Source organism: Ruegeria sp. (assembly GCF_965199275.1).
GTDB lineage: Bacteria > Pseudomonadota > Alphaproteobacteria > Rhodobacterales > Rhodobacteraceae > Ruegeria.
On the sequence record NZ_CBDAQX010000022.1, the window covers coordinates 157,276 to 182,549 of the forward strand.

Consider the following 25,274-nt stretch of genomic DNA (forward strand, 5'->3'; position numbering starts at 1 on the left):
GCACATGACATACACTCCGTTTTTTATCCATGGCGAGGATCGCCCGTCCCGATGGCTGATCACCTGCGATCATGCGACCAACACCGTCCCCCCCGAAATCAACAGCGGGGATCTAGGATTGCCGCGCGAAGATATGGAACGCCACATCGCCTATGATGTCGGCGCCTACGAGGTCTCGAAACATCTGGGCGAGATCCTGAACGCGCCGGTCATCGCAGCCAATTTCTCGCGCCTTGTGATTGATCCAAACCGTGGTGAGGATGACCCGACCCTGCTGATGAAGCTCTATGACGGTTCGATCATTCCCGGCAATCGCCACGCTGATGCGACCGAGCGTGAACGGCGTTTGGACATGTGCTACCGCCCTTATCACGACGCGCTTGGGCGGCTGGCCGCCCTGCCTCATGCGGTGATTGTGTCGATGCACTCTTTCACCCGCCAACTCCGCGGTCGCGAACCACGCCCTTGGCATGTAGGCGTTCTGCACACCCCGGACGAGCGCTTCTCACGCCCTCTGATCAACCGCTTGAAGGCCGAAGATAATCTGTGCGTCGGCGTGAACGAGCCTTATACCGGCGTTCTTCCCGGCGATGCCATCGACACGCATTGCACCTCACATGGTCGACCAAATGCATTGATCGAGCTGCGCAATGATCTGATCGCGGATCACGCAGGGCAACGGGCCTGGGCCGAAAGGCTCGCCGTAATCCTACAGGATGCACTATCTGACAGCGGCCTTTGATCGCACGTTATTGTGAGCTGCACCTTCAACCCCCACTTTGGAGACTGGGAAGGAGGCGACCATGACACAAGAGTTGCTGACAAGTTTTTTTGGCTGGATGGCGATACTGAACATCGCTGTTTTACTGTTCACAACCGCTATGACTGTGCTGCTACAGGACTGGATTGCAGGGGTTCATGCCAGAATGTTCCAAATGGAACGGCCTGATGTGAAGCGTGCCTATTTTCGGTATTTGGCCAACTACAAAATCCTCACGCTGATTTTCTGCGTCATTCCGTGGCTGGCCTTGAAACTGGCCTAACGCAGAGTCAGTTGAAACACCCCCGTCCGAGCGTTAGTTCGGGAATAGACAGCATCCAATTCCTCGGAGCCACACCATGGACAAGCAAACCGAAATCGAACTTCAAGCCGCAGCATTCCGTCGGCTGCAAAAGCACTTGATGGAAGATCGCACGGACGTTCAGAATATCGACATGATGAATCTGGCCGGGTTCTGCCGCAACTGCCTGTCACGCTGGTATCAAGAAGCAGCCAATGAAAAAGGCATTGAGATGGGCAAAGACGAAGCCCGTCAGATCTTCTACGGCATGACCATGGATGAATGGAAAGCCAACTACCAGACCGAAGCCAGCCCCGACAAACAGGCCGCCTTCAAGGTCGCCTTTGATGAGAATGTCACGAAAAAGGGCTGAGAACTTAAAACCACGCGGCCCAACATTTAAGACTGATGAGCAATCCCTTGCGGAAGCAGCCCAAAGCACTCTGTGATGCGTGCCCATGTTTTCCGAGTTTAGGTTGATCTCTGAACAAGCCGTTTTCGCTCGTGATGCCTCCACAGTGCTTTCAGTTGAGTTGTCGCAAATAGAAACACCGCGCGGACGCGGCATTCGAGCTGTTATTATCTGACCCTTTACATTGGTTGCGGCAGTATGATTTGAACCTACGACCTTCAGGTTATGAGATAGCTTACGCTCACCTATACCAACTACGCCGGAAGGCGCGAATTTAGTCTATCTTATTGGAATCATTTTTTTAATTTTGACGACCAGCACGCCCCGTTTCTACCTCCTACGCCGTGAAACGCTTCCCGTTAATTCCACAATGCTTCCACGGGGCGATGACAGCGAAAGGATGAGGGATGCCCAAACTGACCAAACGCGCGGTAGAAGCCTTACCAGTTGAGGCGAAATACTACTTTGTCTGGGACAGCCAGATTGCCGGGTTTGGCGCCCGCGTCATGCCTTCCGGGGCCAAAAACCTATGAAGCGCAGTATCGGAAAGATGGACGGACAAGGCGTGTTTCCATCGGTCGGCATGGCAAGATCACCGTAGCCGAAGAGCGGAAGTTGGCAAAGGAGCTCGTGGGACAAGTGGCTAGGGGTGTGAACCCCGCCGAAGAGATTGCCCAACATCGCCGCGCATCGACGGTTGCGGCCTTGTGTGAGCGGTTCTTTGATACTCACATCAAAGAACACGCTGTAAGCCGTCTACCCAAGGGGAATATCGCAGGGCTAGTGACCTTTTCAAGGATCCAGCCATCGGCAGCTTCAAAGTAATTGATGTGGAGCGAAAAGACCTTGCCGAACTGCACCACAAATTCCGGGACAAGCCCTATCAGGCGAACCGGACATTGGGCGTACTGTCCAAGATGCTCAATCAGTGGAAAATCTGGGGCTTGCGGCCAAATGGGTCAAACCCCTGTTGCCATGTCGCAAAATACCGCGAAGAGAAACGGGAACGGTTTCTGAGCCAAGACGAGTTGCAACGGCTTGGGCGGGATTTGACAGACGCGGAACGCGATGGATCGGAGTTGCCCTTTGCTGTCCCCGCCTTCCGGTTGCTGATCCTGACCGGGTGTCGCCTCGGCGAAATCCAGACGCTGCAATGGCCCTTCACTACAGATGCAGGAATGAAGCTTCCAGACACCAAAACAGGCGCGCGGCGCATTCCTCTACTACAAGCGGTCCGAGCGGTTCTAAGCGCCTTGCCACAGCTTCGCGACAACCCTTGCGTGTAGAAAAGCGTGCAATTTTGACCCCCTAAGCGGGGAAATCGGCGTCCAAATTTGACCCCTCCCTATGGTTGTAGACATCCTTTTCATTGAGCAGTCGATGGAGAGGCAAGCGGGATGATTTGCGTGGAAACTATTAGAAAAGTGCGTCGCTTACACCTGATCGAAAAAAAGAGCATCAAGGAAATTTGCCGTTCGCTCAATTTGAGCCGTGCAACGGTTCGAAAGATAATCCGATCGGGAGTGACGGAGTTCAAATATGAGCGCAAATCGCAGCCATACCCGGTGCTCGGGCCTTGGCGCGCGCGTCTGGATGAAACGCTTGAGGAGAACGAGGCGCTTCCGAAGAAACACCGCAAGCGGATGACCAAAATCTGGAAGGAACTCTCCGATGATGGTTTTGGCGGCGGGTATGACAGTGTTCGACGCTACACAAAGAATTGGCGCATTGCGCACGGCCGACAACAGGCGCAGGCGTTCATCCCGCTGATCTTTGATCCTGGGGAGGCGTACCAGTTCGACTGGAGTGTGGAGACGGTTTTGATGGACGATGCACTCACGACCGTGAAGGTTGCCCATTTCAAACTTTGCCATAGCCGCATGCCATTCTCCATTGCCTATCCGCGCGAGACGCAGGAGATGGTCTTTGATGCCCACGACGAGGCCTTCAAATTCTTTGGTGGAGGCTGCATCAACGGGATCTACGATAACATGACGACCGCCGTCGATGCGATCCTGTCGGGCAAGGAAAGAAAGTTCAACAAGGCATTCTCCCGGATGTGTTCTCATCATCTGGTGAACCCGATCGCCTGTACGCGCGCGGCCGGTTGGGAGAAGGGTCAGGTTGAGAATCTGGTCAAGGAGAGCCGCGCCTATAGTTTTACACCGCGTCTGGAGGTGGCCGACTTCGATGAATTGAATGCCCGGCTGCAAAAAGACGCGATCAAACGCGCAAAAGAACTGCGGCATCCGGAAAACCTGGAGGCGGCATCCGGAAAACCTGGAGGTGACGGTCTGGGAGGAGTTCCAGCAGGAAAAGCCGCTGCTGACGCATCTGCAGAAGCCCTTCGTCGGGTTCCGTGAAAAGACGGTCGCCGTGAGCCGAACCTGCCTGATCAACTTCGAAAGAAACAAATACAGCGTTGAGGCAAGAGCTGTTGGACGTCAGGTCCAGTTGCAGGTCTACGCCACGCGGATTGTCCTGCGCCAAGACGGTGAGATTGTCGGAGAGCACGAACGGTGCTTCGGCCGAGGAAAAACGATCTTCAACCCTTGGCACTATGTGCCCGTCCTCAAGCGCAAGCCTGGCGCTCTGCGCAATGGAGCACCGTTCCGTGACTGGGACCTACCACCGGCAATGACGCAGATCTGGACCCATCTGCGGGGCACATCCGACGGAGACCGGCAACTTGCCGATATTCTTTTCGCTGCTTACCAGCACGACATTGATGTGGTCGAGGCTGCCTGCGAAGAAGCTCTAAAATCTGGCCTGCGCAAGGCCGATGCGATCCTGAACATTGTCTCTCGGCGCACCAATCCCCCGCCGCCAAAGGCGATTGAGCCGCCTGCCCACCTGCAGCTGAAAATGGCACCGATCGCGGATTGCGCTCGCTATGACAGGCTTGGAGGCTCCCATGCAACTGCGTAAGGAAATTCTCGAACTTGCCCGTCAACTGAAGTTGCCAGGCATCGTCAACTGCTTTGACGAAGTGATGCAGGCCGCAGCCAAAAACAACTGGCGGCCCCAACAGGTCGTGGCCGAACTCCTCACGGCCGAACTGGCCGAAAAGACTGCGCGCTCGATCCGGTATCAGATGGGTGCCGCAAAGTTCCCGGTCTGCAAGTCCTTACCTGAGTTCGACTTCACGGTCAGCCCCGTCAACGAGGAAGTCGTGCGCAATCTTCATGACGGCGATTTTATGGACCAGGCCAGGAATGGCGTGCTGGTCGGTGGAACCGGATCGGGCAAAACGCATCTCGCAACAGCGATCGGGGGCCACGCGGTCAATAACCGCCGGCGGGTCAGGTTCTTCAGCGCTGTGGATCTCGCGAACAAGCTGGAGGCTGAACATCGCGAAGGCAACGCCGGGCGGCTCAGCGAGCAGCTGATCCGCGTCGACCTCGTGATTATAGACGAACTCGGTTATCTGCCGTTCGCAGAGTCTGGTGGACGATTACTCTTCCATCTCATCAGCAAACTGTACGAGCGAACGTCTATTCTGCTAACAACCAACCTCGCATTTGCTGAATGGCCGAGTGTGTTCACAGATGCCAAAATGACCACTGCTCTCCTGGATCGACTGACACACCATTGCGATATCATCGAAACCGGGAACGAAAGCTGGCGAATTAACCACCGCGACTAACCTCGAAATCGGGGAATAAATTCAAAACAGACAGCAGGTCAAACCTTCAGTCGAGCTACGCTCTCTTTTCGGTTTGACCTGCTGTCCACCCCCTCCTGAATCAACCTAAACACGACCCCCTCAACGCCCCTCTTAGCTCCAAGGGGGGTCAAATTTGGACGCCGATGGGGGGTCATTATTCAATGCCGATTGACACCTTGCGTCATTTCCGGGGCTAGCTCTGGCCATCGCGCCACCAACCTGCAAAAGCCATGGCGTCGCATACTAAACGGGCTGGGTCTGCACGATGTCCGCATTCACGACCTGTACCATACCTATGCGTCAAATGCCGTATCGTCGGGTGTGCCAATCCAGATGGTCGGGCGATAGCTGGGTCACAGTCAGATTCAGACAACCATGCAGTACGCGCATTTGGCTTATGATCCTGTACAGCGGGCAGCGGAGGAAAACACAGCGCGCTCAATACAATCGTGGGCTCACTGAAACCCAACCATGATCTCCGCCTAGTTAGGTAAAACGCTCGACGCGACCAGCCCCCTAGACGTTTACTTACACGTACTAAATTACGTGTAGTGTCTACGTATAAGGTACATACGAGTTTTATCCCTTCCCTGGGTATGCGCGGGACCGTGTTTACAACGGGAAGGGAAGACCACAATCCATGCCGATCTCTCAAATGACCGCTTGGAGCCCAAGGCGGTCATTCAGTTCGAGCGAAACGAGCATAAATTCCTGACTTCCGACCTTTTTGTTGATCTGACTGGGTTTTTGGTTTGTTTTCAGGTGTGGTTGCTCAGAGGCGCGTTGTAGTGCCCCATTATTATAAAAAGTATTGACATGGGCCTTCAGATGGCTAACCTCTTCGCCCATGTTCATCCGCACCAAACATGACGCAAAGCTCAACCGCACACGGATCCAGATCGTTGAATCCGTCCGCACCGGCTCCAAGGTACGCCAGAAGATCCTGCGCCATGTGGGTGTGGCCCATAACGACAGCGAGATTGAGGATATCAAGCGTCTGGCGGGCCGCTTGATGGAGCAATTACGCATTGATCGCTCGCCGCAAATGGAACTGTTCACGCCCACGGAATATGCCGATCTGCAGGCGCTGGTGCGCCGCGCTCCGCGGCCGGACAAGCTTGGCGTTGATCTTGCCGAGTGCCGTGAGGAGGCGCGGGTCTCTCTGGGTCTGCGGGATGTCATGGGGACGATGTATGACCAACTGGGTTGGGGGGCCCTTCTGGGGGCGGCGCGTAAAAGTGCCAATCGCATTGTGAAAGAGCTGGTTATGGCGCGGATCGCACAGCCCGAGAGCAAGCGCGCGACCGTGGAGGCGTTGGAGAACCAGGCAGGCATCACGCTCAATCTGGACGTGGTCTATCGGAGCATGGATTACATCAATACGCCGGTGATAGACGGGATTTGCAAAACCTCTCACGCGGCGGCAGAGAAGTTGCTGGGCGGGCCAGTGACCGTGCTGTTCTACGATTGCACGACCCTGGCCTTTGACACCGAGCGCGAGGACCCGGCCGAGGATGCGGACGGGGTCGAGCAGGATCATCTTCTGGCCAAGGGCTTCAGCAAGGATGGCAAGCATCACCGCGCTCAGGTCATGCTGGCGCTGATCGTCACCTCCGATGGGCTGCCTGTGGGCTATGAACTCTTCCCGGGAAACACCTGGGAAGGTCATACGCTGGAAGCTGCGCTGAAGGCGTTGGAGGGACGCTTCGACGTGGCCAGGGTCACGTTCGTGGCCGATGCCGCCATGCTCAGCAAGGACAACCAGCAGATGTTGCAGAACAAGGGTCTGCCCTACATCCTCGGCTATCGCATGAAGTCCGCCCCGGCCGCCGTGAAGGCGAACATTTTGAGCCCGGAGGGACGCCAGCCTTGGGCTGGACACGGTTCTGAAGAGGCAACCGAGAAGGGCTGGTACAAGGTGATCGACCAGGAGGGAGCGCGGGTCATTGTGACCTGGTCACCCACCCGGGCACGCAATGATGCCCACAAGCGCGACAAGGCAATCGAAAAGCTGCACAAGAAGCTCAAGCGCTCTCGCAAACCCGGCAGCTTCAGCAGCCGGGGATATGGCCGCTTCCTGGCCTTCCCCGACAGCGGGGACGTCACGCTGGATGATGCAAAGATCAAGGCAGCGGCACAATGGGACGGGCTGCATGCCATTGTTGTTCATGGTGCGGACGAACTGGAGGCACAGGACGTCATTGCCCGCTATCACCAGTTGTGGGAGATCGAAGCCTGCTTCCGCACCAACAAGCACGATCTGAAAATCCGGCCCATCTATCACTGGTCGCCGCGTCGGGTCCGGGCCCATATCGCCATCTGCTACATGGCCTTCTGCTGCCTGCAGCACCTGCGCAAGCATCTGGACCTGCTCGGACACCCGATGAGCCCGGCTCGTATCCGCAACGAGTTGAACGCATTGCAGCTCTCGATCCTGCGCCACAAAGGCACCCCTGACCGCTACGGCATGCCAAGCCATGCCACGGTCGATGCCAGACGCATCCTCACCTGCGTCGGCCTGACCTGGAACGAAGCCCCTTTCAAGATACCCCCCGGGCGCACCCGAAAAACTGGCCAGACCAAAGCCTGAGCTCCCTCAACACTCCGAAACAATCGCTGGCGAAAAAAGTCCGTGTAGTGCCTTTTGGCAACCAAGGCATAATAATATCAATGACTTATACGAAAAAATGTCGGAAGTCAGGATTTCCGGGGCTAGCTCTGGCCATCGCGCCACCAACCTGCAAAAGCCATGGCGTCGCATACTAAACGGGCTGGGTCTGCACGATGTCCGCATTCACGACCTGTACCATACCTATGCGTCAAATGCCGTATCGTCGGGTGTGCCAATCCAGATGGTCGGGCGATAGCTGGGTCACAGTCAGATTCAGACAACCATGCAGTACGCGCATTTGGCTTATGATCCTGTACAGCGGGCAGCGGAGGAAAACACAGCGCGCTCAATACAATCGTGGGCTCACTGAAACCCAACCATGATCTCCGCCTAGTTAGGTAAAACGCTCGACGCGACCAGCCCCCTAGACGTTTACTTACACGTACTAAATTACGTGTAGTGTCTACGTATAAGGTACATACGAGTTTTATCCCTTCCCTGGGTATGCGCGGGACCGTGTTTACAACGGGAAGGGAAGACCACAATCCATGCCGATCTCTCAAATGACCGCTTGGAGCCCAAGGCGGTCATTCAGTTCGAGCGAAACGAGCATAAATTGATCGAAATTCTTTAATGAGTCTGAGGTCCTCAAATTTTCTTTTCGTTGGACTACTTTCGGTACCAGCTTTGTGGCTTGGGCTTCCATTTCACATAGGTTTGGTCGCCAGCTACACGGTTTCAGATCAGGCTACTGTGACTGGACTGGGAAGACGTCAGATGGAGAATAGGAAGCCGCAGAGATGCGCCTTTCCAACCCCGTCAATTGTAGCATCGAACGATCAAAGAAAAACACGCCGTGTTGCCCAATAAACCAGCCTAATTCTGGTCCGCAATGGCAAGCGCAGTTTTGATCGCCTCCGAAAGTTCTCTAATGGCGAAATTCGGTGTGCTGAGCTGACGAACATGTTCCATAACTTCAAGTCCACGTCGCCATTCCGCACCGCCATAGCCTGCCCGCGCGGTCTCTATGCCTTCAGCGATGTGGCGTGCCCTGAATGACTTGATCAAATATGGATAGTCCGTTCCAAGGTAGAATTCCGCGTCATCTGTTTGCCTGTTGACCAAGATGTTCGCCCCCATAGCCGCGGCGAAGAAGCCCTTGGTGAAAGGCTTTGAAACCTCTCGGCTCGCACTTCGAGGCCGGACACCGTAGTGCATCGGATAGTCAGTCATTTGCTGCAGCGCTTTAGTATAATCACTCTGATCCTTATAAGTTAGAACTTGGACCGCTCGCGGGTCGGGCGGTGCAATCATCTTTCTTGGGTTCCCAAGATAGCCAATTCGAAAATCCGATCTTGAAGCCGCCGAAACAAGAGTAATCCGCGGATCGGCGTGATGGGTCACATGGACAACGGAAGACCCAGAAACACCTTCCTTTGCAAGACGTGTATTTACGCGCCCGCAGCCTACGCGGGACGCAAGTATATGTGCATGGTAAATCCCTAGCTCGTCTGTTTCAGGGACACTGTCTACGTGATCCGAGCACATGCCGGCAGAGGTCTCTCGCAGGGCAATCATGCGATCACGTCCAAGAAGGCGCAGGCTTGTTTGAAGTCCTATGACAACTGCACCTTTAGCATGTCGAACAAATTCTTCATGCTGTTCGGTAAAGCGTGGTTTGGCAAGTGCTACCGTCTCAACTTCATAGGTGTCGGAATACACTTCGGCCAACAGTTTGGCATTTTGTTGCACTCGAGGCACCACCGATCCTTGATTGCGACGCCAACGTGGAAAGGCGAAAATAACACGCTGTTTCATGGAGTTACGATGGATACTTCAGGCAAGGCAAGTTCAGGACGGTGCAGGTGTGCTGCTATTGGGAAACTGGCACGTACTTCGTCCAACGCGCTGGAAAAAGGAAGTTGCTCGAAGAAGCGTTCAATACCAAATTCGTCAATTTCCATATCCTGATAGTGCGAAACGATGTCTTCTAGAGACGTCCCAATCTTCAAGTGCGATTGCTTCGGATCTAGGCCAGTGATCGCTAATAGTCCCGTCGGTGCCGCGTCAAAGGCAGTAAGCTTAAGATCGGGCCGGTGTTCCTGCAGTATCGGGATCAATTTCCATACATCGCCTGTCCAAATTTCTGGTAGCGAAGATAGATCGCGGGTCGTCATCTTTGTGTTTCTTGGAAAGCAGTCGTGAACGAAAATCACACCATCGGGAGCCATTGACCGTTCGGTATTCAGCACATCCCTTAACGCGTACTCGAAGAGGTGCATCCCATCGATGAAAGCTACGGAAATTTTCGCGCCCAGCCGTTCAAGTCTCCCATTTGCGAAAAAAGTATCACTTTCCTCTTGATAGAGAAGCATTTCCGGTTTTTTGCCCAAAACTCCAGAAGAAAGTCGAAAATGTGGATCAACCCCGATCGTCTTTCCCTGAACCATGGATAGGATTGTTCCCTCCCTGCAACCAATCTCCAAATACCAATCAAAGATGTACTTGCTGTGAAGCCGGCGAAAGAAACGCCGATAAGGAAAGCCCTTTGCTGGACTAAACATTGAACACACCTTCCAAAAGTTCTAGCGGCGTTGAACCGCAATCGGGCAGATTGGTAACCCGGCTTGCACCGTTCACTCCTTCTAGCGACAATTTAGCTTTTCGAGTGCAAATGCAACTGCTTGAGGACCGGTCCAGCTTAGTTCTTCGAGGCAGGAGCAAAGCGTTCGGCGTTCTCAGCTAGAAAGACACACTTTACGCCTGAACCGATATCCAAATTTCACCTTTCCATCCCTTTGATGCTCTCAGCGGTTCTTCTTTGACAGTATCAATTTGAAGTCGTGCTTGTTATCGAACATATCCTGTTAGGCTAAACGGCCATCGGCTGAAATTGCATGGTCTTGTCGGAGCTGATCCGCGACCTTGTCCCGGAAGTTTTTAACGGAGACTGAAACCCACGGCTACCCGATGAGGCGGTTGATTGACGAAGCCATGGGAGCAGGCGAGCTCCGTCGAGCCGATCAAATCCTCGCAACCAACCAACTCTTGGCGCCAGCAAACAACTTCTTCTTCTGGCCGGAGTTTTTTTAGGCGAGAGTCTGAGTCCCATTGACGTACTGCACGACTACGGCGTCATGTTTCTGGCGCACTACAAAGCGGACGTTCGATTGGTCACCAGAATTGCAGGTTCGTCCGCATACCAGCCATTTCCAAAGCGTCGAAACTTGGCTGCGTCACTTGTTTCCTTTAGCAGCAAAAATACCGATCACGTCTCGGCAATAATTGCGGTGAACTTACTCAAACTGGACCCTACCCCGAGTAGGTTTCTTTGACCACGCGAAAAAGATGAGGCTTGCGTGACCGACAGCATGGAGCTTCAAAAGAATTCCCGATGGCGTGCAAATTCTGCAAAAGTGGACACGGCCCCTTATTACACGACTGAATGGAATTCCGCGCTTTCTATGTCAGAGCATGCGCACCATTCAGAAATGGCGTGTGACAGGGTTTGGCCCGAAATTCTACAAGTCGAGCCGCTCTACCACCGTGACACCTTCTGGAATGGGCCGAGGCGCGTCGCTACGGCAACGCCAGTAGCTACACCGCAGCCTGAGTTTTGACCGTGCGGGGTTGGCAGCGCCGTGCGGGATTTTTGGACCGGATGGGCCCTATAGGGGCTCGGTCCAAAAGGTCCTACACCCCTTTGCTCAAACATCATCAGAAAGACACAGCACCATGCCAAACCGGCCTGCACAGAAAATTCAAAATCGGCCTGATTTCCGCCACCATCAGGGACAGTGACGGCTTTTTCTCCATCGATATGTCCCGCGCTCACAAAACCGATACCGGTGAACGGCGCAATTCGACTAGCTTCCACCATTCGGACTTACTCGCTAGTATTGCTTCAAGATAAGGTAGCAGCTCTTCTGCGCGGTGCTGCATCTCGACGGTAGTGCCAAGCCAAACGTTGTCAGGCCAGTCGCTTGTTCAATGCGCCCTACGACCGACGTTATGCGGAGGCTTGGTTAAAAAGCAGCCAATCCAAATCCGGAGTTTTCTCGATTAGCTTGAAGAGACGTACACGAAATCGCAATAACTTGTCACGGTCCTCAAAAACATCAGCCATCGAAGCGTAGAACACGCTCTGTCACTCAACTGTTTCTTGTGCTTCGCGATTCCTTTTGAGCGGCTGCTTCCAGCGGTTTTCACTCATGACACGGGGCTTAGGTTTCGGGCCCCAGACGTTCTACCCAACGCGCTTTTCCAAAGTCTCAGCATAACAGTGGTTGCAGGCCTCAGAAACTTTTATTTAGCCCCACCACGGGTTAAACGTATGCGTCGTCCACTCGATCGTAGAATTCGCACCCCTGGAACTTCCTAAATTAAATGAGGCTGTGTTCGCATAGTTCTCCTACTATTGAAAGCTTGAGCAGGAATGGCGCATGATGCCACTTCCGTATTGGCGCTTAGCGCCAAAATACAATCTCTGCGAACACACGGGGAGTTGTCACGAAAGGGGGCAGATACAACGCTTACATTTGAACCTCTGACCTTTAGGTTATGAGGCTGACGAGGTTAGGACGTTAAGCAATTGATCCGGGGATCAATTGTAGTCTGAACGGGCTGTTTTGGATTTTCTGACGCTGGTTACGGGAGCAGGATTTGAACCTGCGACCTTCAGGTTATGAGATAGCTTACACCCACCTGCACCAACTACGCCCCAAAACGCTGATTTTCCCTATCTTATTGAAAACGCTGTTTTATTATTGAAGATCGGCACGCTCCGTTCCTACCTCTTACGCCATGAACCGCTTCCAGTTGCTTCCACAATGCTTCCACGGGGCGACGGTAGAGAAAGGATGAGGGATGCCCAAACTGACCAAACGCGCTGTAGAAGGCCTGCCCGTTGAGGCGAAAGACTACTTTGTCTGGGATAGTCAAATTGCCGGGTTTGGTGTCCGCATCATGCCCTCAGGAGCCAAGACCTATCAAGCGCAGTATCGCAAAGGCGGACGGACGCGGCGCGTTTCCATCGGTCGACATGGCAAGATCACCGTCGACGAGGCGCGGAAGCCGTCAATCCAAGGGGAGTACCGCAGGGCAATTGACCTGTTCATCGTTCCGGCCATCGGCAGCTTCAAAGTGGTCGACGTGGAACGGAAAGACATAGCCGAGCTACACCACAAGTTTCGGGACAAAACCTATCAAGCCAACCGGACGCTTGGCGTGTTGTCCAAGATGTTCAATCTGGCAGAAATCTGGGGTTTACGGCCTGACGGGTCAAACCCCTGTCGCCATGTCCCGAAATACCGCGAAGAAAAGCGGGAACGGTTTCTGAGGCAAGATGAGTTGCAACGGCTCGGACAGGCATTGTCAGAGGCAGAACGGGATGGATCGGAGTCACCGTTTGTCGTCGCCGCGTTCCGGTTGCTGATCCTGACCGGCTGTCGCCTTGGTGAAATCCAAACCCTGAAATGGTCGTTTATCACAGATGCTGGAATGGAGCTTCCAGACACCAAAACGGGCGCGCGGCACATTCCCCTGCCCCAAGCCGCCCGAGCGGTTCTGAGCGCCCTCCCTCGGCTTCCTGACAACCCTTACGTCATTGCCGGGGCTGTTCCCGGCCACTATGCCACCGACCTGCAAAAGCCATGGCGTCGTATACGTAAGCGGGCTGGTCTCCAAGATGTCCGCATTCACGACCTGCGCCATACCTACGCGTCAAACGCCGTTTCCTCCGGCATGCCCATTCAGATGGTCGGGCGGTTGCTGGGTCACAGTCAAATTCCGACCACCATGCGGTACGCTCACCTTGCCGATGATCCGGTACGGCAAGCGGCAGAAGAAAACGCAGCGCGGCTCAACACCTTTGTGAGTGCGCATGAACCTAGCCAAGGACTGCGCCTAGTTAGGTAAGTATTCAGCGCGACCAACCCCTTAAACGTATACATAGGCGGGCTACATTACGTAGGGCGTCTACGTGTACGATACTTTACATAAGAGTTTTCTCCCTACCCGGGGTATACGCGGGGCGGGGTATACCCCGGGTAGGGAAAACCACGATCCATGCCGATCTCTCGAATGATGGCTCAAAGCCTAATTTGAACGATACAGAGTTTCTTGTGAGCGTCGGCTTTCTAAGAAAAATGAGAATTAATCTTAATGTGATCTGACATCGCCTTCAGTTATTCAAATCGGATTGGGGCGGTGTTTCCCTTGAAGGTAGATGATTGCCCGTTTTGATACTCAACAATCAAGTCAAGATAACGCTCGTTGCAGACCCAATGTCTGTCTTAGAACGCTCGATAGTACTGTTGTAACTCCAGCATTATTTGAGCCCGCTCAGTCTCCAGATCCGCAATAGCTTTCTGGCCCACGTCACTAAGATCCCGATATGCGGCCTTTAGTGGTGTTTCACTCGTAGCCACATGTTGTGGCAACGGAAGAACTCGACAGCGTACCGCGAGGTCGTTCAATCGCTTCTGAATTGGGGCCAACGCAGGATAAGATGACAAACGCTCCGCCGCGCGGTTCGATTGCGACCCAACTTCTTTTAGTGCGTCAGATACATTACCACCGCTCTGATTCGGGACTTCAGCAATCGCTCTGCGTAAGCTAGCGACGGCTTTAATCGCCTCAATCACGCTGGTGTCAGTACCGCGCGTTGCTTCACCCGAGAAAAGGTAGTCGTCGATCGAATAGTTGATTTCGGCTTGTTCAAAGTTGGCTAAATTTCCCCCCAGTTTATCGTCGGCAATAAACTTAAGAAATGTGGCTGGAGGCCTAACGCCATCAATCATGATGTCCTCAAGATCAGACAGTGATCCATTCGCTCTATAGGCGCCACGAGCTTGTATAAAAACATCGCGATATGCCTGAAGTGTCGTCGCAACGGACGCCCAATCAGGGCGAAATCCAATCACCTGAATGGCGAGTATGATCTCCTTCTTCAGGTGTGGGTTGATCTTGCGTTGAATCGTGTAGTTGTTGATAAATCTTTTGAATTCCCTTGGATTAAACCCGCTTTCAGTCGTCAACTCCACCATAAAAGGTCTGACTACACTTCTGAGCTCGTCTCTCTGAAATTTTTTTAGTCTAGCATCGCTGATGATCTTATCCAAAAGGTCGTTGACCTCGGATACGTTCACCGGCGGAAAACTGAATTGAACTTGAAAAATCTTTTGTAGATATCGCTCACCTGTTAGGCGCGTTGCAACCTCGGCGTTGTTACCCGCAAACTCTGAATAACGGTGCTCAATAGCAAACTCGACAACATCCCGGTCCAATCCTGCGACAAAAACAAAGCCCGACAAATCAAAAAACAGCTTCATCGATTCAAGAACTTCAAGTGCCTTTTCAGGCAAGCAACGATCCAAGTCATCTACAAACACAACAATCTTTTCGGCTCCCAATTTGGAAAACGAAGTAAACGCGGCTTGCAGAGCATTAAAGCTTGCATGGTAGAATGATCGTGGCGTCCGTGCTTCACGGTCCTGATCGTCCAATTTTTCCGCCGCTGTCAACGCTTTGTTGGCGTCGAAAGACAGTTCGGCAAATCCAGGTATCTTGGCTTTCGCCGACAAACCGGCCACTAAACTAGAAGTCACACCGCCAATCACACGGGCCAGTTTTATCGCCGCTCCCTTGGCCTGACTGGTGCGTGTTTTGTCAGACCATCTCAGAATGCCCTCGCGTATAACGTCTAGCATTGGGACTAATAGATGCTCTTCTTTTTCGTATCGCCATGCAGAGAACCAGACCAAAGCATTCGTCTTGGGATCGAGTCTCGCATCGATTGCCTGCATCAGAGTGGTTTTTCCGGATCCCCAGCTTCCGTAGATTGCGATGGCAAAACGCGGTTCGGACACCCCAATGATCTGAGCGAAAGTGTCGGCTAGTCGGTCGAAATCTAGCGCCAGATTTTGATTCACTGGCACATCAAGAAGTAATTTGAAATCGGAAGTCGCACCAGCAGTCAAGACAATGTCCTATCTCATCAGGGCTATTTACCAGACGTCAAAAAGCGCTTGCAAATCATTTGATTGAGTGAATCCATTCTATGGATGTCAGGTACAGGAGGTTTCAGCGATGGTATCGGTTCGTTCAGTATTGCGTCAAATTCCCGACCCGCGCGGCAAAAAGGGCCGTCAACACCCACTTGAAGCGCTGGTCGGGTTGATGCTTCTCTCCATGCTCAGTGGGCGCAAGGGTATGATGGCGGCGTTCCGCCTTGGTCGTACGCTCACGCCGCGTCAACTCATGCGCTTGGGGTTCCGTCGCGGGCGCGCGTCACCCTGCCATGCAACGCTAACGGAAACGCTACGTATTCTCGACCCGGCCACCCTGGCGCAGGCCTTTGGGCGGCTTACGGCACCAGCACAAGATGATGAAGATCACCATCAGATCGCTATTGATGGCAAAACTCTACGTGGCAGCAAGGACGCGGCAGGCAAGGCGGAACATGTGTTGTCGGGGTTCTGCGCGACGCTTGAACAATCCGTCGGACACACATCATCGCGCGGCAAGGGCATGGAAATACCTGATGCCCTGCGGCTGCTGAACCAGATTGACCTTGCGGGACAGATCGTCACCGGGGATGCCATTTTCTGCCAAAAAACAGTCACTTCCAAAGTTGTGGAAAGGGGTGGCGATTACGTGTTCCCTGTAAAGAACAATCAGAAAGACCTGCGGGGAGAAATCGAAACGGCGTTCAAGACGCCGGTTTTTCCCCCTGTTGGAATGGCGGGAGACGCCGCAATCGGGGCACGGCAGAATCGACCAGCGCCGCATCGAGATCCTTCCCGTCGAGGCATTGAGTGAGCACATGCGCAAGCAGTGGCCAACGATCCGCAGTATCGCCTGCATCAGCCGAACCCGCGAGCATATCCGCGCCGGGCAGATTACCAGAACACAGGCCGAGACAGTGTATCTCATCACCAGCCTGACGCGGCCCAAACCCAAAGACATCCTGCGCCTGAACCGTAACCATTGGCGCATCGAGACCATGCACCGCGACAAGGATGTCACTCTGGGAGAGGATCGCTACACCAACCGATCTGACAACGCGCCACGCAATATCTTTACCCTTGTCAGCGCGACCAGAACCTTGCTCAAGCGCATATCGAAATCACCAACAAAGGCTATCGAAATGATGCAGGACAACCGCGCAAGGGCTATCAGAATCGTCACAGATCAACCCAAAAACACCTTTCTCTGAATCGCCCTGCTATCTCATAGTTCGAGACCTTACATAACACAATAGAGACAAAATCCGGAAGGCATTCCCGAATACCAAGCTCGCAACGACATTCTTGATACAGGCGAGAATATGTTGAAGCTCCAGCTAGATTCTCTTCGATTTCAGTAACTAGAAGAAAAATGGGTACGTAGAAATGCCGCACCAGTAAAGGTGGAGATCCAAAAGTCGATTTATTCGAAATCTGACAATCTTATAATTTACGCAGAACGACCTCGGTCGAACATAGCATATTGAACCCAATGCAAGCCATCCCTCCCAGCGCGGCCCAAGCCAGTCTCAGCCAGCCCGTACCCTACTCCGAATATTAATGGTACGAGCGTTAGGCCATGTAGTTGGCAACATACTATTGCATCTCTGAGGGCAAACCGCGAAAGCCAGACCAAAATCGGCCTACTCAACCACCTAAAATAAGGCGCAAGATTATGGTTCCTTCACACCACTACAAAGACACCTACTCTGAAGAAGACTTTGAGCAGCTGTGCAAATTTGGCGACCTCGCACCAACTGACATGGATAAATTTCGAAGAGACCTAGAGGAATTCGCCGTTCTATACAGATGGGAAAATAATAGGTTTCAAAATCTTTCACCTTACAAGGTTATATCTGCTGATCTTGTCCGAGTGCGTAGTCTGGCTGCACGGTTAGCAAATTCTTTAGAACAAATGGGGTGGGACGCTCATTTTGCTTTGGAAAAAGGTATTCATGCGGACGAAGCTAGGATGATAACCAAGAGAAAGGTAGCACCAGAACACCAGTCGCTCTGTGTGTCGCTAGCCGGGCTGACAGAAGATCTGAAGGGTATCACGATTGATATCCCTACATTGAAGGCTATCCTTGGCGGTTTAGAGATTGCCGCGAAAAACGGACAGGCGAACCTTTCGAAACGCGCGTCAAAGAAAATACCCGACTATGGTTTGCGACTCTGGCTCATCAATATTGTCAATCGGCATTGAATAATGACCCCCCATCGGCGTCCAAATTTGACCCCCCTTGGAGCTAAGAGGGGCGTTGAGGGGGTCGTGTTTAGGTTGATTCAGGAGGGGGTGGACAGCAGGTCAAACCGAAAAGAGAGCGTAGCTCGACTGAAGGTTTGACCTGCTGTCTGTTTTGAATTTATTCCCCGATTTCGAGGTTAGTCGCGGTGGTTAATTCGCCAGCTTTCGTTCCCGGTTTCGATGATATCGCAATGGTGTGTCAGTCGATCCAGGAGAGCAGTGGTCATTTTGGCATCTGTGAACACACTCGGCCATTCAGCAAATGCGAGGTTGGTTGTTAGCAGAATAGACGTTCGCTCGTACAGTTTGCTGATGAGATGGAAGAGTAATCGTCCACCAGACTCTGCGAACGGCAGATAACCGAGTTCGTCTATAATCACGAGGTCGACGCGGATCAGCTGCTCGCTGAGCCGCCCGGCGTTGCCTTCGCGATGTTCAGCCTCCAGCTTGTTCGCGAGATCCACAGCGCTGAAGAACCTGACCCGCCGGCGGTTATTGACCGCGTGGCCCCCGATCGCTGTTGCGAGATGCGTTTTGCCCGATCCGGTTCCACCGACCAGCACGCCATTCCTGGCCTGGTCCATAAAATCGCCGTCATGAAGATTGCGCACGACTTCCTCGTTGACGGGGCTGACCGTGAAGTCGAACTCAGGTAAGGACTTGCAGACCGGGAACTTTGCGGCACCCATCTGATACCGGATCGAGCGCGCAGTCTTTTCGGCCAGTTCGGCCGTGAGGAGTTCGGCCACGACCTGTTGGGGCCGCCAGTTGTTTCCTGACTTCCGACCTTTTTGTTGATCTGACTGGGTTTTTGGTTTGTTTTCAGGTGTGGTTGCTCAGAGGCGCGTTGTAGTGCCCCATTATTATAAAAAGTATTGACATGGGCCTTCAGATGGCTAACCTCTTCGCCCATGTTCATCCGCACCAAACATGACGCAAAGCTCAACCGCACACGGATCCAGATCGTTGAATCCGTCCGCACCGGCTCCAAGGTACGCCAGAAGATCCTGCGCCATGTGGGTGTGGCCCATAACGACAGCGAGATTGAGGATATCAAGCGTCTGGCGGGCCGCTTGATGGAGCAATTACGCATTGATCGCTCGCCGCAAATGGAACTGTTCACGCCCACGGAATATGCCGATCTGCAGGCGCTGGTGCGCCGCGCTCCGCGGCCGGACAAGCTTGGCGTTGATCTTGCCGAGTGCCGTGAGGAGGCGCGGGTCTCTCTGGGTCTGCGGGATGTCATGGGGACGATGTATGACCAACTGGGTTGGGGGGCCCTTCTGGGGGCGGCGCGTAAAAGTGCCAATCGCATTGTGAAAGAGCTGGTTATGGCGCGGATCGCACAGCCCGAGAGCAAGCGCGCGACCGTGGAGGCGTTGGAGAACCAGGCAGGCATCACGCTCAATCTGGACGTGGTCTATCGGAGCATGGATTACATCAATACGCCGGTGATAGACGGGATTTGCAAAACCTCTCACGCGGCGGCAGAGAAGTTGCTGGGCGGGCCAGTGACCGTGCTGTTCTACGATTGCACGACCCTGGCCTTTGACACCGAGCGCGAGGACCCGGCCGAGGATGCGGACGGGGTCGAGCAGGATCATCTTCTGGCCAAGGGCTTCAGCAAGGATGGCAAGCATCACCGCGCTCAGGTCATGCTGGCGCTGATCGTCACCTCCGATGGGCTGCCTGTGGGCTATGAACTCTTCCCGGGAAACACCTGGGAAGGTCATACGCTGGAAGCTGCGCTGAAGGCGTTGGAGGGACGCTTCGACGTGGCCAGGGTCACGTTCGTGGCCGATGCCGCCATGCTCAGCAAGGACAACCAGCAGATGTTGCAGAACAAGGGTCTGCCCTACATCCTCGGCTATCGCATGAAGTCCGCCCCGGCCGCCGTGAAGGCGAACATTTTGAGCCCGGAGGGACGCCAGCCTTGGGCTGGACACGGTTCTGAAGAGGCAACCGAGAAGGGCTGGTACAAGGTGATCGACCAGGAGGGAGCGCGGGTCATTGTGACCTGGTCACCCACCCGGGCACGCAATGATGCCCACAAGCGCGACAAGGCAATCGAAAAGCTGCACAAGAAGCTCAAGCGCTCTCGCAAACCCGGCAGCTTCAGCAGCCGGGGATATGGCCGCTTCCTGGCCTTCCCCGACAGCGGGGACGTCACGCTGGATGATGCAAAGATCAAGGCAGCGGCACAATGGGACGGGCTGCATGCCATTGTTGTTCATGGTGCGGACGAACTGGAGGCACAGGACGTCATTGCCCGCTATCACCAGTTGTGGGAGATCGAAGCCTGCTTCCGCACCAACAAGCACGATCTGAAAATCCGGCCCATCTATCACTGGTCGCCGCGTCGGGTCCGGGCCCATATCGCCATCTGCTACATGGCCTTCTGCTGCCTGCAGCACCTGCGCAAGCATCTGGACCTGCTCGGACACCCGATGAGCCCGGCTCGTATCCGCAACGAGTTGAACGCATTGCAGCTCTCGATCCTGCGCCACAAAGGCACCCCTGACCGCTACGGCATGCCAAGCCATGCCACGGTCGATGCCAGACGCATCCTCACCTGCGTCGGCCTGACCTGGAACGAAGCCCCTTTCAAGATACCCCCCGGGCGCACCCGAAAAACTGGCCAGACCAAAGCCTGAGCTCCCTCAACACTCCGAAACAATCGCTGGCGAAAAAAGTCCGTGTAGTGCCTTTTGGCAACCAAGGCATAATAATATCAATGACTTATACGAAAAATGTCGGAAGTCAGGAGAAGTTGCTGGGCGGGCCAGTGACCGTGCTGTTCTACGATTGCACGACCCTGGCCTTTGACACCGAGCGCGAGGACCCGGCCGAGGATGCGGACGGGGTCGAGCAGGATCATCTTCTGGCCAAGGGCTTCAGCAAGGATGGCAAGCATCACCGCGCTCAGGTCATGCTGGCGCTGATCGTCACCTCCGATGGGCTGCCTGTGGGCTATGAACTCTTCCCGGGAAACACCTGGGAAGGTCATACGCTGGAAGCTGCGCTGAAGGCGTTGGAGGGACGCTTCGACGTGGCCAGGGTCACGTTCGTGGCCGATGCCGCCATGCTCAGCAAGGACAACCAGCAGATGTTGCAGAACAAGGGTCTGCCCTACATCCTCGGCTATCGCATGAAGTCCGCCCCGGCCGCCGTGAAGGCGAACATTTTGAGCCCGGAGGGACGCCAGCCTTGGGCTGGACACGGTTCTGAAGAGGCAACCGAGAAGGGCTGGTACAAGGTGATCGACCAGGAGGGAGCGCGGGTCATTGTGACCTGGTCACCCACCCGGGCACGCAATGATGCCCACAAGCGCGACAAGGCAATCGAAAAGCTGCACAAGAAGCTCAAGCGCTCTCGCAAACCCGGCAGCTTCAGCAGCCGGGGATATGGCCGCTTCCTGGCCTTCCCCGACAGCGGGGACGTCACGCTGGATGATGCAAAGATCAAGGCAGCGGCACAATGGGACGGGCTGCATGCCATTGTTGTTCATGGTGCGGACGAACTGGAGGCACAGGACGTCATTGCCCGCTATCACCAGTTGTGGGAGATCGAAGCCTGCTTCCGCACCAACAAGCACGATCTGAAAATCCGGCCCATCTATCACTGGTCGCCGCGTCGGGTCCGGGCCCATATCGCCATCTGCTACATGGCCTTCTGCTGCCTGCAGCACCTGCGCAAGCATCTGGACCTGCTCGGACACCCGATGAGCCCGGCTCGTATCCGCAACGAGTTGAACGCATTGCAGCTCTCGATCCTGCGCCACAAAGGCACCCCTGACCGCTACGGCATGCCAAGCCATGCCACGGTCGATGCCAGACGCATCCTCACCTGCGTCGGCCTGACCTGGAACGAAGCCCCTTTCAAGATACCCCCCGGGCGCACCCGAAAAACTGGCCAGACCAAAGCCTGAGCTCCCTCAACACTCCGAAACAATCGCTGGCGAAAAAAGTCCGTGTAGTGCCTTTTGGCAACCAAGGCATAATAATATCAATGACTTATACGAAAAAATGTCGGAAGTCAGGAGCAAATGCGAGGTTGGTTGTTAGCAGAATAGACGTTCGCTCGTACAGTTTGCTGATGAGATGGAAGAGTAATCGTCCACCAGACTCTGCGAACGGCAGATAACCGAGTTCGTCTATAATCACGAGGTCGACGCGGATCAGCTGCTCGCTGAGCCGCCCGGCGTTGCCTTCGCGATGTTCAGCCTCCAGCTTGTTCGCGAGATCCACAGCGCTGAAGAACCTGACCCGCCGGCGGTTATTGACCGCGTGGCCCCCGATCGCTGTTGCGAGATGCGTTTTGCCCGATCCGGTTCCACCGACCAGCACGCCATTCCTGGCCTGGTCCATAAAATCGCCGTCATGAAGATTGCGCACGACTTCCTCGTTGACGGGGCTGACCGTGAAGTCGAACTCAGGTAAGGACTTGCAGACCGGGAACTTTGCGGCACCCATCTGATACCGGATCGAGCGCGCAGTCTTTTCGGCCAGTTCGGCCGTGAGGAGTTCGGCCACGACCTGTTGGGGCCGCCAGTTGTTTTTGGCTGCGGCCTGCATCACTTCGTCAAAGCAGTTGACGATGCCTGGCAACTTCAGTTGACGGGCAAGTTCGAGAATTTCCTTACGCAGTTGCATGGGAGCCTCCAAGCCTGTCATAGCGAGCGCAATCCGCGATCGGTGCCATTTTCAGCTGCAGGTGGGCAGGCGGCTCAATCGCCTTTGGCGGCGGGGGATTGGTGCGCCGAGAGACAATGTTCAGGATCGCATCGGCCTTGCGCAGGCCAGATTTTAGAGCTTCTTCGCAGGCAGCCTCGACCACATCAATGTCGTGCTGGTAAGCAGCGAAAAGAATATCGGCAAGTTGCCGGTCTCCGTCGGATGTGCCCCGCAGATGGGTCCAGATCTGCGTCATTGCCGGTGGTAGGTCCCAGTCACGGAACGGTGCTCCATTGCGCAGAGCGCCAGGCTTGCGCTTGAGGACGGGCACATAGTGCCAAGGGTTGAAGATCGTTTTTCCTCGGCCGAAGCACCGTTCGTGCTCTCCGACAATCTCACCGTCTTGGCGCAGGACAATCCGCGTGGCGTAGACCTGCAACTGGACCTGACGTCCAACAGCTCTTGCCTCAACGCTGTATTTGTTTCTTTCGAAGTTGATCAGGCAGGTTCGGCTCACGGCGACCGTCTTTTCACGGAACCCGACGAAGGGCTTCTGCAGATGCGTCAGCAGCGGCTTTTCCTGCTGGAACTCCTCCCAGACCGTCACCTCCAGGTTTTCCGGATGCCGCAGTTCTTTTGCGCGTTTGATCGCGTCTTTTTGCAGCCGGGCATTCAATTCCTGACTTCCGACCTTTTTGTTGATCTGACTGGGTTTTTGGTTTGTTTTCAGGTGTGGTTGCTCAGAGGCGCGTTGTAGTGCCCCATTAATATAAAAAGTATTGACATGGGCCTTCAGATGGCTAACCTCTTCGCCCATGTTCATCCGCACCAAACATGACGCAAAGCTCAACCGCACACGGATCCAGATCGTTGAATCCGTCCGCACCGGCTCCAAGGTACGCCAGAAGATCCTGCGCCATGTGGGTGTGGCCCATAACGACAGCGAGATTGAGGATATCAAGCGTCTGGCGGGCCGCTTGATGGAGCAATTACGCATTGATCGCTCGCCGCAAATGGAACTGTTCACGCCCACGGAATATGCCGATCTGCAGGCGCTGGTGCGCCGCGCTCCGCGGCCGGACAAGCTTGGCGTTGATCTTGCCGAGTGCCGTGAGGAGGCGCGGGTCTCTCTGGGTCTGCGGGATGTCATGGGGACGATGTATGACCAACTGGGTTGGGGGGCCCTTCTGGGGGCGGCGCGTAAAAGTGCCAATCGCATTGTGAAAGAGCTGGTTATGGCGCGGATCGCACAGCCCGAGAGCAAGCGCGCGACCGTGGAGGCGTTGGAGAACCAGGCAGGCATCACGCTCAATCTGGACGTGGTCTATCGGAGCATGGATTACATCAATACGCCGGTGATAGACGGGATTTGCAAAACCTCTCACGCGGCGGCAGAGAAGTTGCTGGGCGGGCCAGTGACCGTGCTGTTCTACGATTGCACGACCCTGGCCTTTGACACCGAGCGCGAGGACCCGGCCGAGGATGCGGACGGGGTCGAGCAGGATCATCTTCTGGCCAAGGGCTTCAGCAAGGATGGCAAGCATCACCGCGCTCAGGTCATGCTGGCGCTGATCGTCACCTCCGATGGGCTGCCTGTGGGCTATGAACTCTTCCCGGGAAACACCTGGGAAGGTCATACGCTGGAAGCTGCGCTGAAGGCGTTGGAGGGACGCTTCGACGTGGCCAGGGTCACGTTCGTGGCCGATGCCGCCATGCTCAGCAAGGACAACCAGCAGATGTTGCAGAACAAGGGTCTGCCCTACATCCTCGGCTATCGCATGAAGTCCGCCCCGGCCGCCGTGAAGGCGAACATTTTGAGCCCGGAGGGACGCCAGCCTTGGGCTGGACACGGTTCTGAAGAGGCAACCGAGAAGGGCTGGTACAAGGTGATCGACCAGGAGGGAGCGCGGGTCATTGTGACCTGGTCACCCACCCGGGCACGCAATGATGCCCACAAGCGCGACAAGGCAATCGAAAAGCTGCACAAGAAGCTCAAGCGCTCTCGCAAACCCGGCAGCTTCAGCAGCCGGGGATATGGCCGCTTCCTGGCCTTCCCCGACAGCGGGGACGTCACGCTGGATGATGCAAAGATCAAGGCAGCGGCACAATGGGACGGGCTGCATGCCATTGTTGTTCATGGTGCGGACGAACTGGAGGCACAGGACGTCATTGCCCGCTATCACCAGTTGTGGGAGATCGAAGCCTGCTTCCGCACCAACAAGCACGATCTGAAAATCCGGCCCATCTATCACTGGTCGCCGCGTCGGGTCCGGGCCCATATCGCCATCTGCTACATGGCCTTCTGCTGCCTGCAGCACCTGCGCAAGCATCTGGACCTGCTCGGACACCCGATGAGCCCGGCTCGTATCCGCAACGAGTTGAACGCATTGCAGCTCTCGATCCTGCGCCACAAAGGCACCCCTGACCGCTACGGCATGCCAAGCCATGCCACGGTCGATGCCAGACGCATCCTCACCTGCGTCGGCCTGACCTGGAACGAAGCCCCTTTCAAGATACCCCCCGGGCGCACCCGAAAAACTGGCCAGACCAAAGCCTGAGCTCCCTCAACACTCCGAAACAATCGCTGGCGAAAAAA

At 54.9% G+C, this 25,274-nt stretch carries 21 protein-coding genes and 2 pseudogenes; 16 read left to right on the forward strand and 7 right to left on the reverse strand.

Annotated features, from left to right (window positions below; translation table 11 throughout):
- Positions 1-4: 4 nt before the first annotated feature.
- The 8 genes and pseudogenes from ACOERD_RS20510 to istB (ACOERD_RS20545) all read left to right on the forward strand — a co-directional run bounded on the left by ACOERD_RS20510 (position 5) and on the right by istB (ACOERD_RS20545) (position 5,119).
- The gene (locus ACOERD_RS20510; protein ID WP_419740273.1) at positions 5-742 is read left to right on the forward strand and encodes an N-formylglutamate amidohydrolase; all 738 of its coding nucleotides are present in this window, start codon (positions 5-7) and stop codon (positions 740-742) included.
- Between the two features lie 61 nt (positions 743-803).
- Positions 804-1,043, forward strand: a complete 240-nt coding sequence (locus ACOERD_RS20515; RefSeq protein WP_170693411.1) for a DUF6868 family protein — start codon at positions 804-806, stop codon at positions 1,041-1,043.
- A 76-nt stretch (positions 1,044-1,119) separates the two neighbouring features.
- A complete protein-coding gene (locus ACOERD_RS20520; protein WP_170475095.1) occupies positions 1,120-1,434 on the forward strand; it encodes a DUF1244 domain-containing protein in 315 nt (104 codons plus the stop codon).
- Between the two features lie 446 nt (positions 1,435-1,880).
- Positions 1,881-2,006: a hypothetical protein gene (locus ACOERD_RS20525; protein WP_419740571.1), complete on the forward strand. Its 126-nt coding sequence runs from the start codon at positions 1,881-1,883 to the stop codon at positions 2,004-2,006.
- Positions 1,966-2,298: an Arm DNA-binding domain-containing protein gene (locus ACOERD_RS20530; RefSeq protein ID WP_419740559.1), complete on the forward strand. Its 333-nt coding sequence runs from the start codon at positions 1,966-1,968 to the stop codon at positions 2,296-2,298. The genes ACOERD_RS20525 and ACOERD_RS20530 overlap by 41 nt, the downstream gene beginning before the upstream one ends.
- Before the next feature lie 5 nt (positions 2,299-2,303).
- Complete coding sequence (locus ACOERD_RS20535; RefSeq protein WP_419740274.1) at positions 2,304-2,759, forward strand: hypothetical protein; 456 nt, start codon at positions 2,304-2,306, stop codon at positions 2,757-2,759.
- A gap of 111 nt (positions 2,760-2,870) precedes the next feature.
- Positions 2,871-4,401 (forward strand): annotated as a pseudogene (gene istA, locus ACOERD_RS20540) (IS21 family transposase).
- On the forward strand, positions 4,388-5,119 hold the full coding sequence (gene istB, locus ACOERD_RS20545) for an IS21-like element helper ATPase IstB (protein ID WP_419737606.1): 732 nt from the start codon (positions 4,388-4,390) through the stop codon (positions 5,117-5,119). The pseudogene istA and the gene istB (ACOERD_RS20545) overlap by 14 nt, the downstream one beginning before the upstream one ends.
- A gap of 672 nt (positions 5,120-5,791) precedes the next feature.
- On the opposite strand, the gene ACOERD_RS20550 is transcribed toward istB (ACOERD_RS20545), so the two are convergent.
- Positions 5,792-5,995: a hypothetical protein gene (locus ACOERD_RS20550; protein ID WP_419740275.1), complete on the reverse strand. Its 204-nt coding sequence runs from the start codon at positions 5,993-5,995 to the stop codon at positions 5,792-5,794.
- On the opposite strand from ACOERD_RS20550, the gene ACOERD_RS20555 reads away from it, so the two are divergent.
- A complete protein-coding gene (locus ACOERD_RS20555; RefSeq protein ID WP_419737624.1) occupies positions 5,988-7,730 on the forward strand; it encodes an IS1634 family transposase in 1,743 nt (580 codons plus the stop codon). The two genes, ACOERD_RS20550 and ACOERD_RS20555, sit on opposite strands and share 8 nt — an antisense overlap.
- Before the next feature lie 897 nt (positions 7,731-8,627).
- Here ACOERD_RS20555 and ACOERD_RS20560 read toward each other — a convergent pair.
- Together ACOERD_RS20560 and ACOERD_RS20565 are read right to left on the reverse strand one after the other, a co-directional pair.
- Positions 8,628-9,569 carry a hypothetical protein gene (locus ACOERD_RS20560; RefSeq protein WP_419740276.1) on the reverse strand — a complete coding sequence of 314 codons (942 nt, stop codon included), beginning with the start codon at positions 9,567-9,569 and terminating at the stop codon, positions 8,628-8,630.
- On the reverse strand, positions 9,566-10,315 hold the full coding sequence (locus ACOERD_RS20565; RefSeq protein ID WP_419740277.1) for a class I SAM-dependent methyltransferase: 750 nt from the start codon (positions 10,313-10,315) through the stop codon (positions 9,566-9,568). Before ACOERD_RS20565 ends, ACOERD_RS20560 begins: the two co-directional genes overlap by 4 nt.
- A 2,302-nt stretch (positions 10,316-12,617) precedes the next feature.
- Between ACOERD_RS20565 and ACOERD_RS20570 the strand changes: the two genes are divergently transcribed.
- A complete protein-coding gene (locus ACOERD_RS20570; protein ID WP_419740278.1) occupies positions 12,618-13,667 on the forward strand; it encodes a tyrosine-type recombinase/integrase in 1,050 nt (349 codons plus the stop codon).
- Between the two features lie 377 nt (positions 13,668-14,044).
- Here the strand turns inward: ACOERD_RS20570 and ACOERD_RS20575 are convergent, their stop codons facing one another.
- Positions 14,045-15,730, reverse strand: a complete 1,686-nt coding sequence (locus tag ACOERD_RS20575; RefSeq protein ID WP_419740279.1) for a KAP family P-loop NTPase fold protein — start codon at positions 15,728-15,730, stop codon at positions 14,045-14,047.
- Positions 15,731-15,839: 109 nt separating this feature from the next.
- On the opposite strand from ACOERD_RS20575, the gene ACOERD_RS20580 reads away from it, so the two are divergent.
- The 3 genes from ACOERD_RS20580 to ACOERD_RS20590 all read left to right on the forward strand — a co-directional run bounded on the left by ACOERD_RS20580 (position 15,840) and on the right by ACOERD_RS20590 (position 17,963).
- The gene (locus tag ACOERD_RS20580) at positions 15,840-16,571 is read left to right on the forward strand and encodes an ISAs1 family transposase (protein ID WP_419737836.1); all 732 of its coding nucleotides are present in this window, start codon (positions 15,840-15,842) and stop codon (positions 16,569-16,571) included.
- Entirely contained in the window at positions 16,486-16,968 is a 483-nt protein-coding gene (locus ACOERD_RS20585; protein WP_419737837.1) for an ISAs1 family transposase, read from the forward strand. The genes ACOERD_RS20580 and ACOERD_RS20585 overlap by 86 nt, the downstream gene beginning before the upstream one ends.
- A gap of 464 nt (positions 16,969-17,432) precedes the next feature.
- On the forward strand, positions 17,433-17,963 hold the full coding sequence (locus ACOERD_RS20590; RefSeq protein ID WP_419740280.1) for a hypothetical protein: 531 nt from the start codon (positions 17,433-17,435) through the stop codon (positions 17,961-17,963).
- A gap of 179 nt (positions 17,964-18,142) precedes the next feature.
- Here the strand turns inward: ACOERD_RS20590 and istB (ACOERD_RS20595) are convergent.
- A pseudogene (gene istB, locus ACOERD_RS20595) lies at positions 18,143-18,799 on the reverse strand (IS21-like element helper ATPase IstB); the annotation flags it as partial.
- A gap of 117 nt (positions 18,800-18,916) precedes the next feature.
- Between istB (ACOERD_RS20595) and ACOERD_RS20600 the strand changes: the two are divergent.
- Positions 18,917-20,659, forward strand: a complete 1,743-nt coding sequence (locus tag ACOERD_RS20600; protein WP_419737624.1) for an IS1634 family transposase — start codon at positions 18,917-18,919, stop codon at positions 20,657-20,659.
- Between the two features lie 80 nt (positions 20,660-20,739).
- Positions 20,740-21,933: an IS1634 family transposase gene (locus tag ACOERD_RS20605; protein WP_419740281.1), complete on the forward strand. Its 1,194-nt coding sequence runs from the start codon at positions 20,740-20,742 to the stop codon at positions 21,931-21,933.
- Positions 21,934-22,018: 85 nt separating this feature from the next.
- On the opposite strand, the gene istB (ACOERD_RS20610) is transcribed toward ACOERD_RS20605, so the two are convergent.
- Positions 22,019-22,657, reverse strand: coding sequence for an IS21-like element helper ATPase IstB (istB, locus tag ACOERD_RS20610; RefSeq protein ID WP_419740282.1), 639 nt, complete (start codon positions 22,655-22,657; stop codon positions 22,019-22,021).
- Positions 22,644-23,501, reverse strand: coding sequence for a Mu transposase domain-containing protein (locus ACOERD_RS20615; protein WP_419740283.1), 858 nt, complete (start codon positions 23,499-23,501; stop codon positions 22,644-22,646). The genes istB (ACOERD_RS20610) and ACOERD_RS20615 overlap by 14 nt, the downstream gene beginning before the upstream one ends.
- Here ACOERD_RS20615 and ACOERD_RS20620 point away from each other — a divergent pair.
- Positions 23,494-25,236: an IS1634 family transposase gene (locus ACOERD_RS20620; protein WP_419737624.1), complete on the forward strand. Its 1,743-nt coding sequence runs from the start codon at positions 23,494-23,496 to the stop codon at positions 25,234-25,236. The genes ACOERD_RS20615 and ACOERD_RS20620 overlap by 8 nt on opposite strands.
- Positions 25,237-25,274 lie beyond the last annotated feature (38 nt).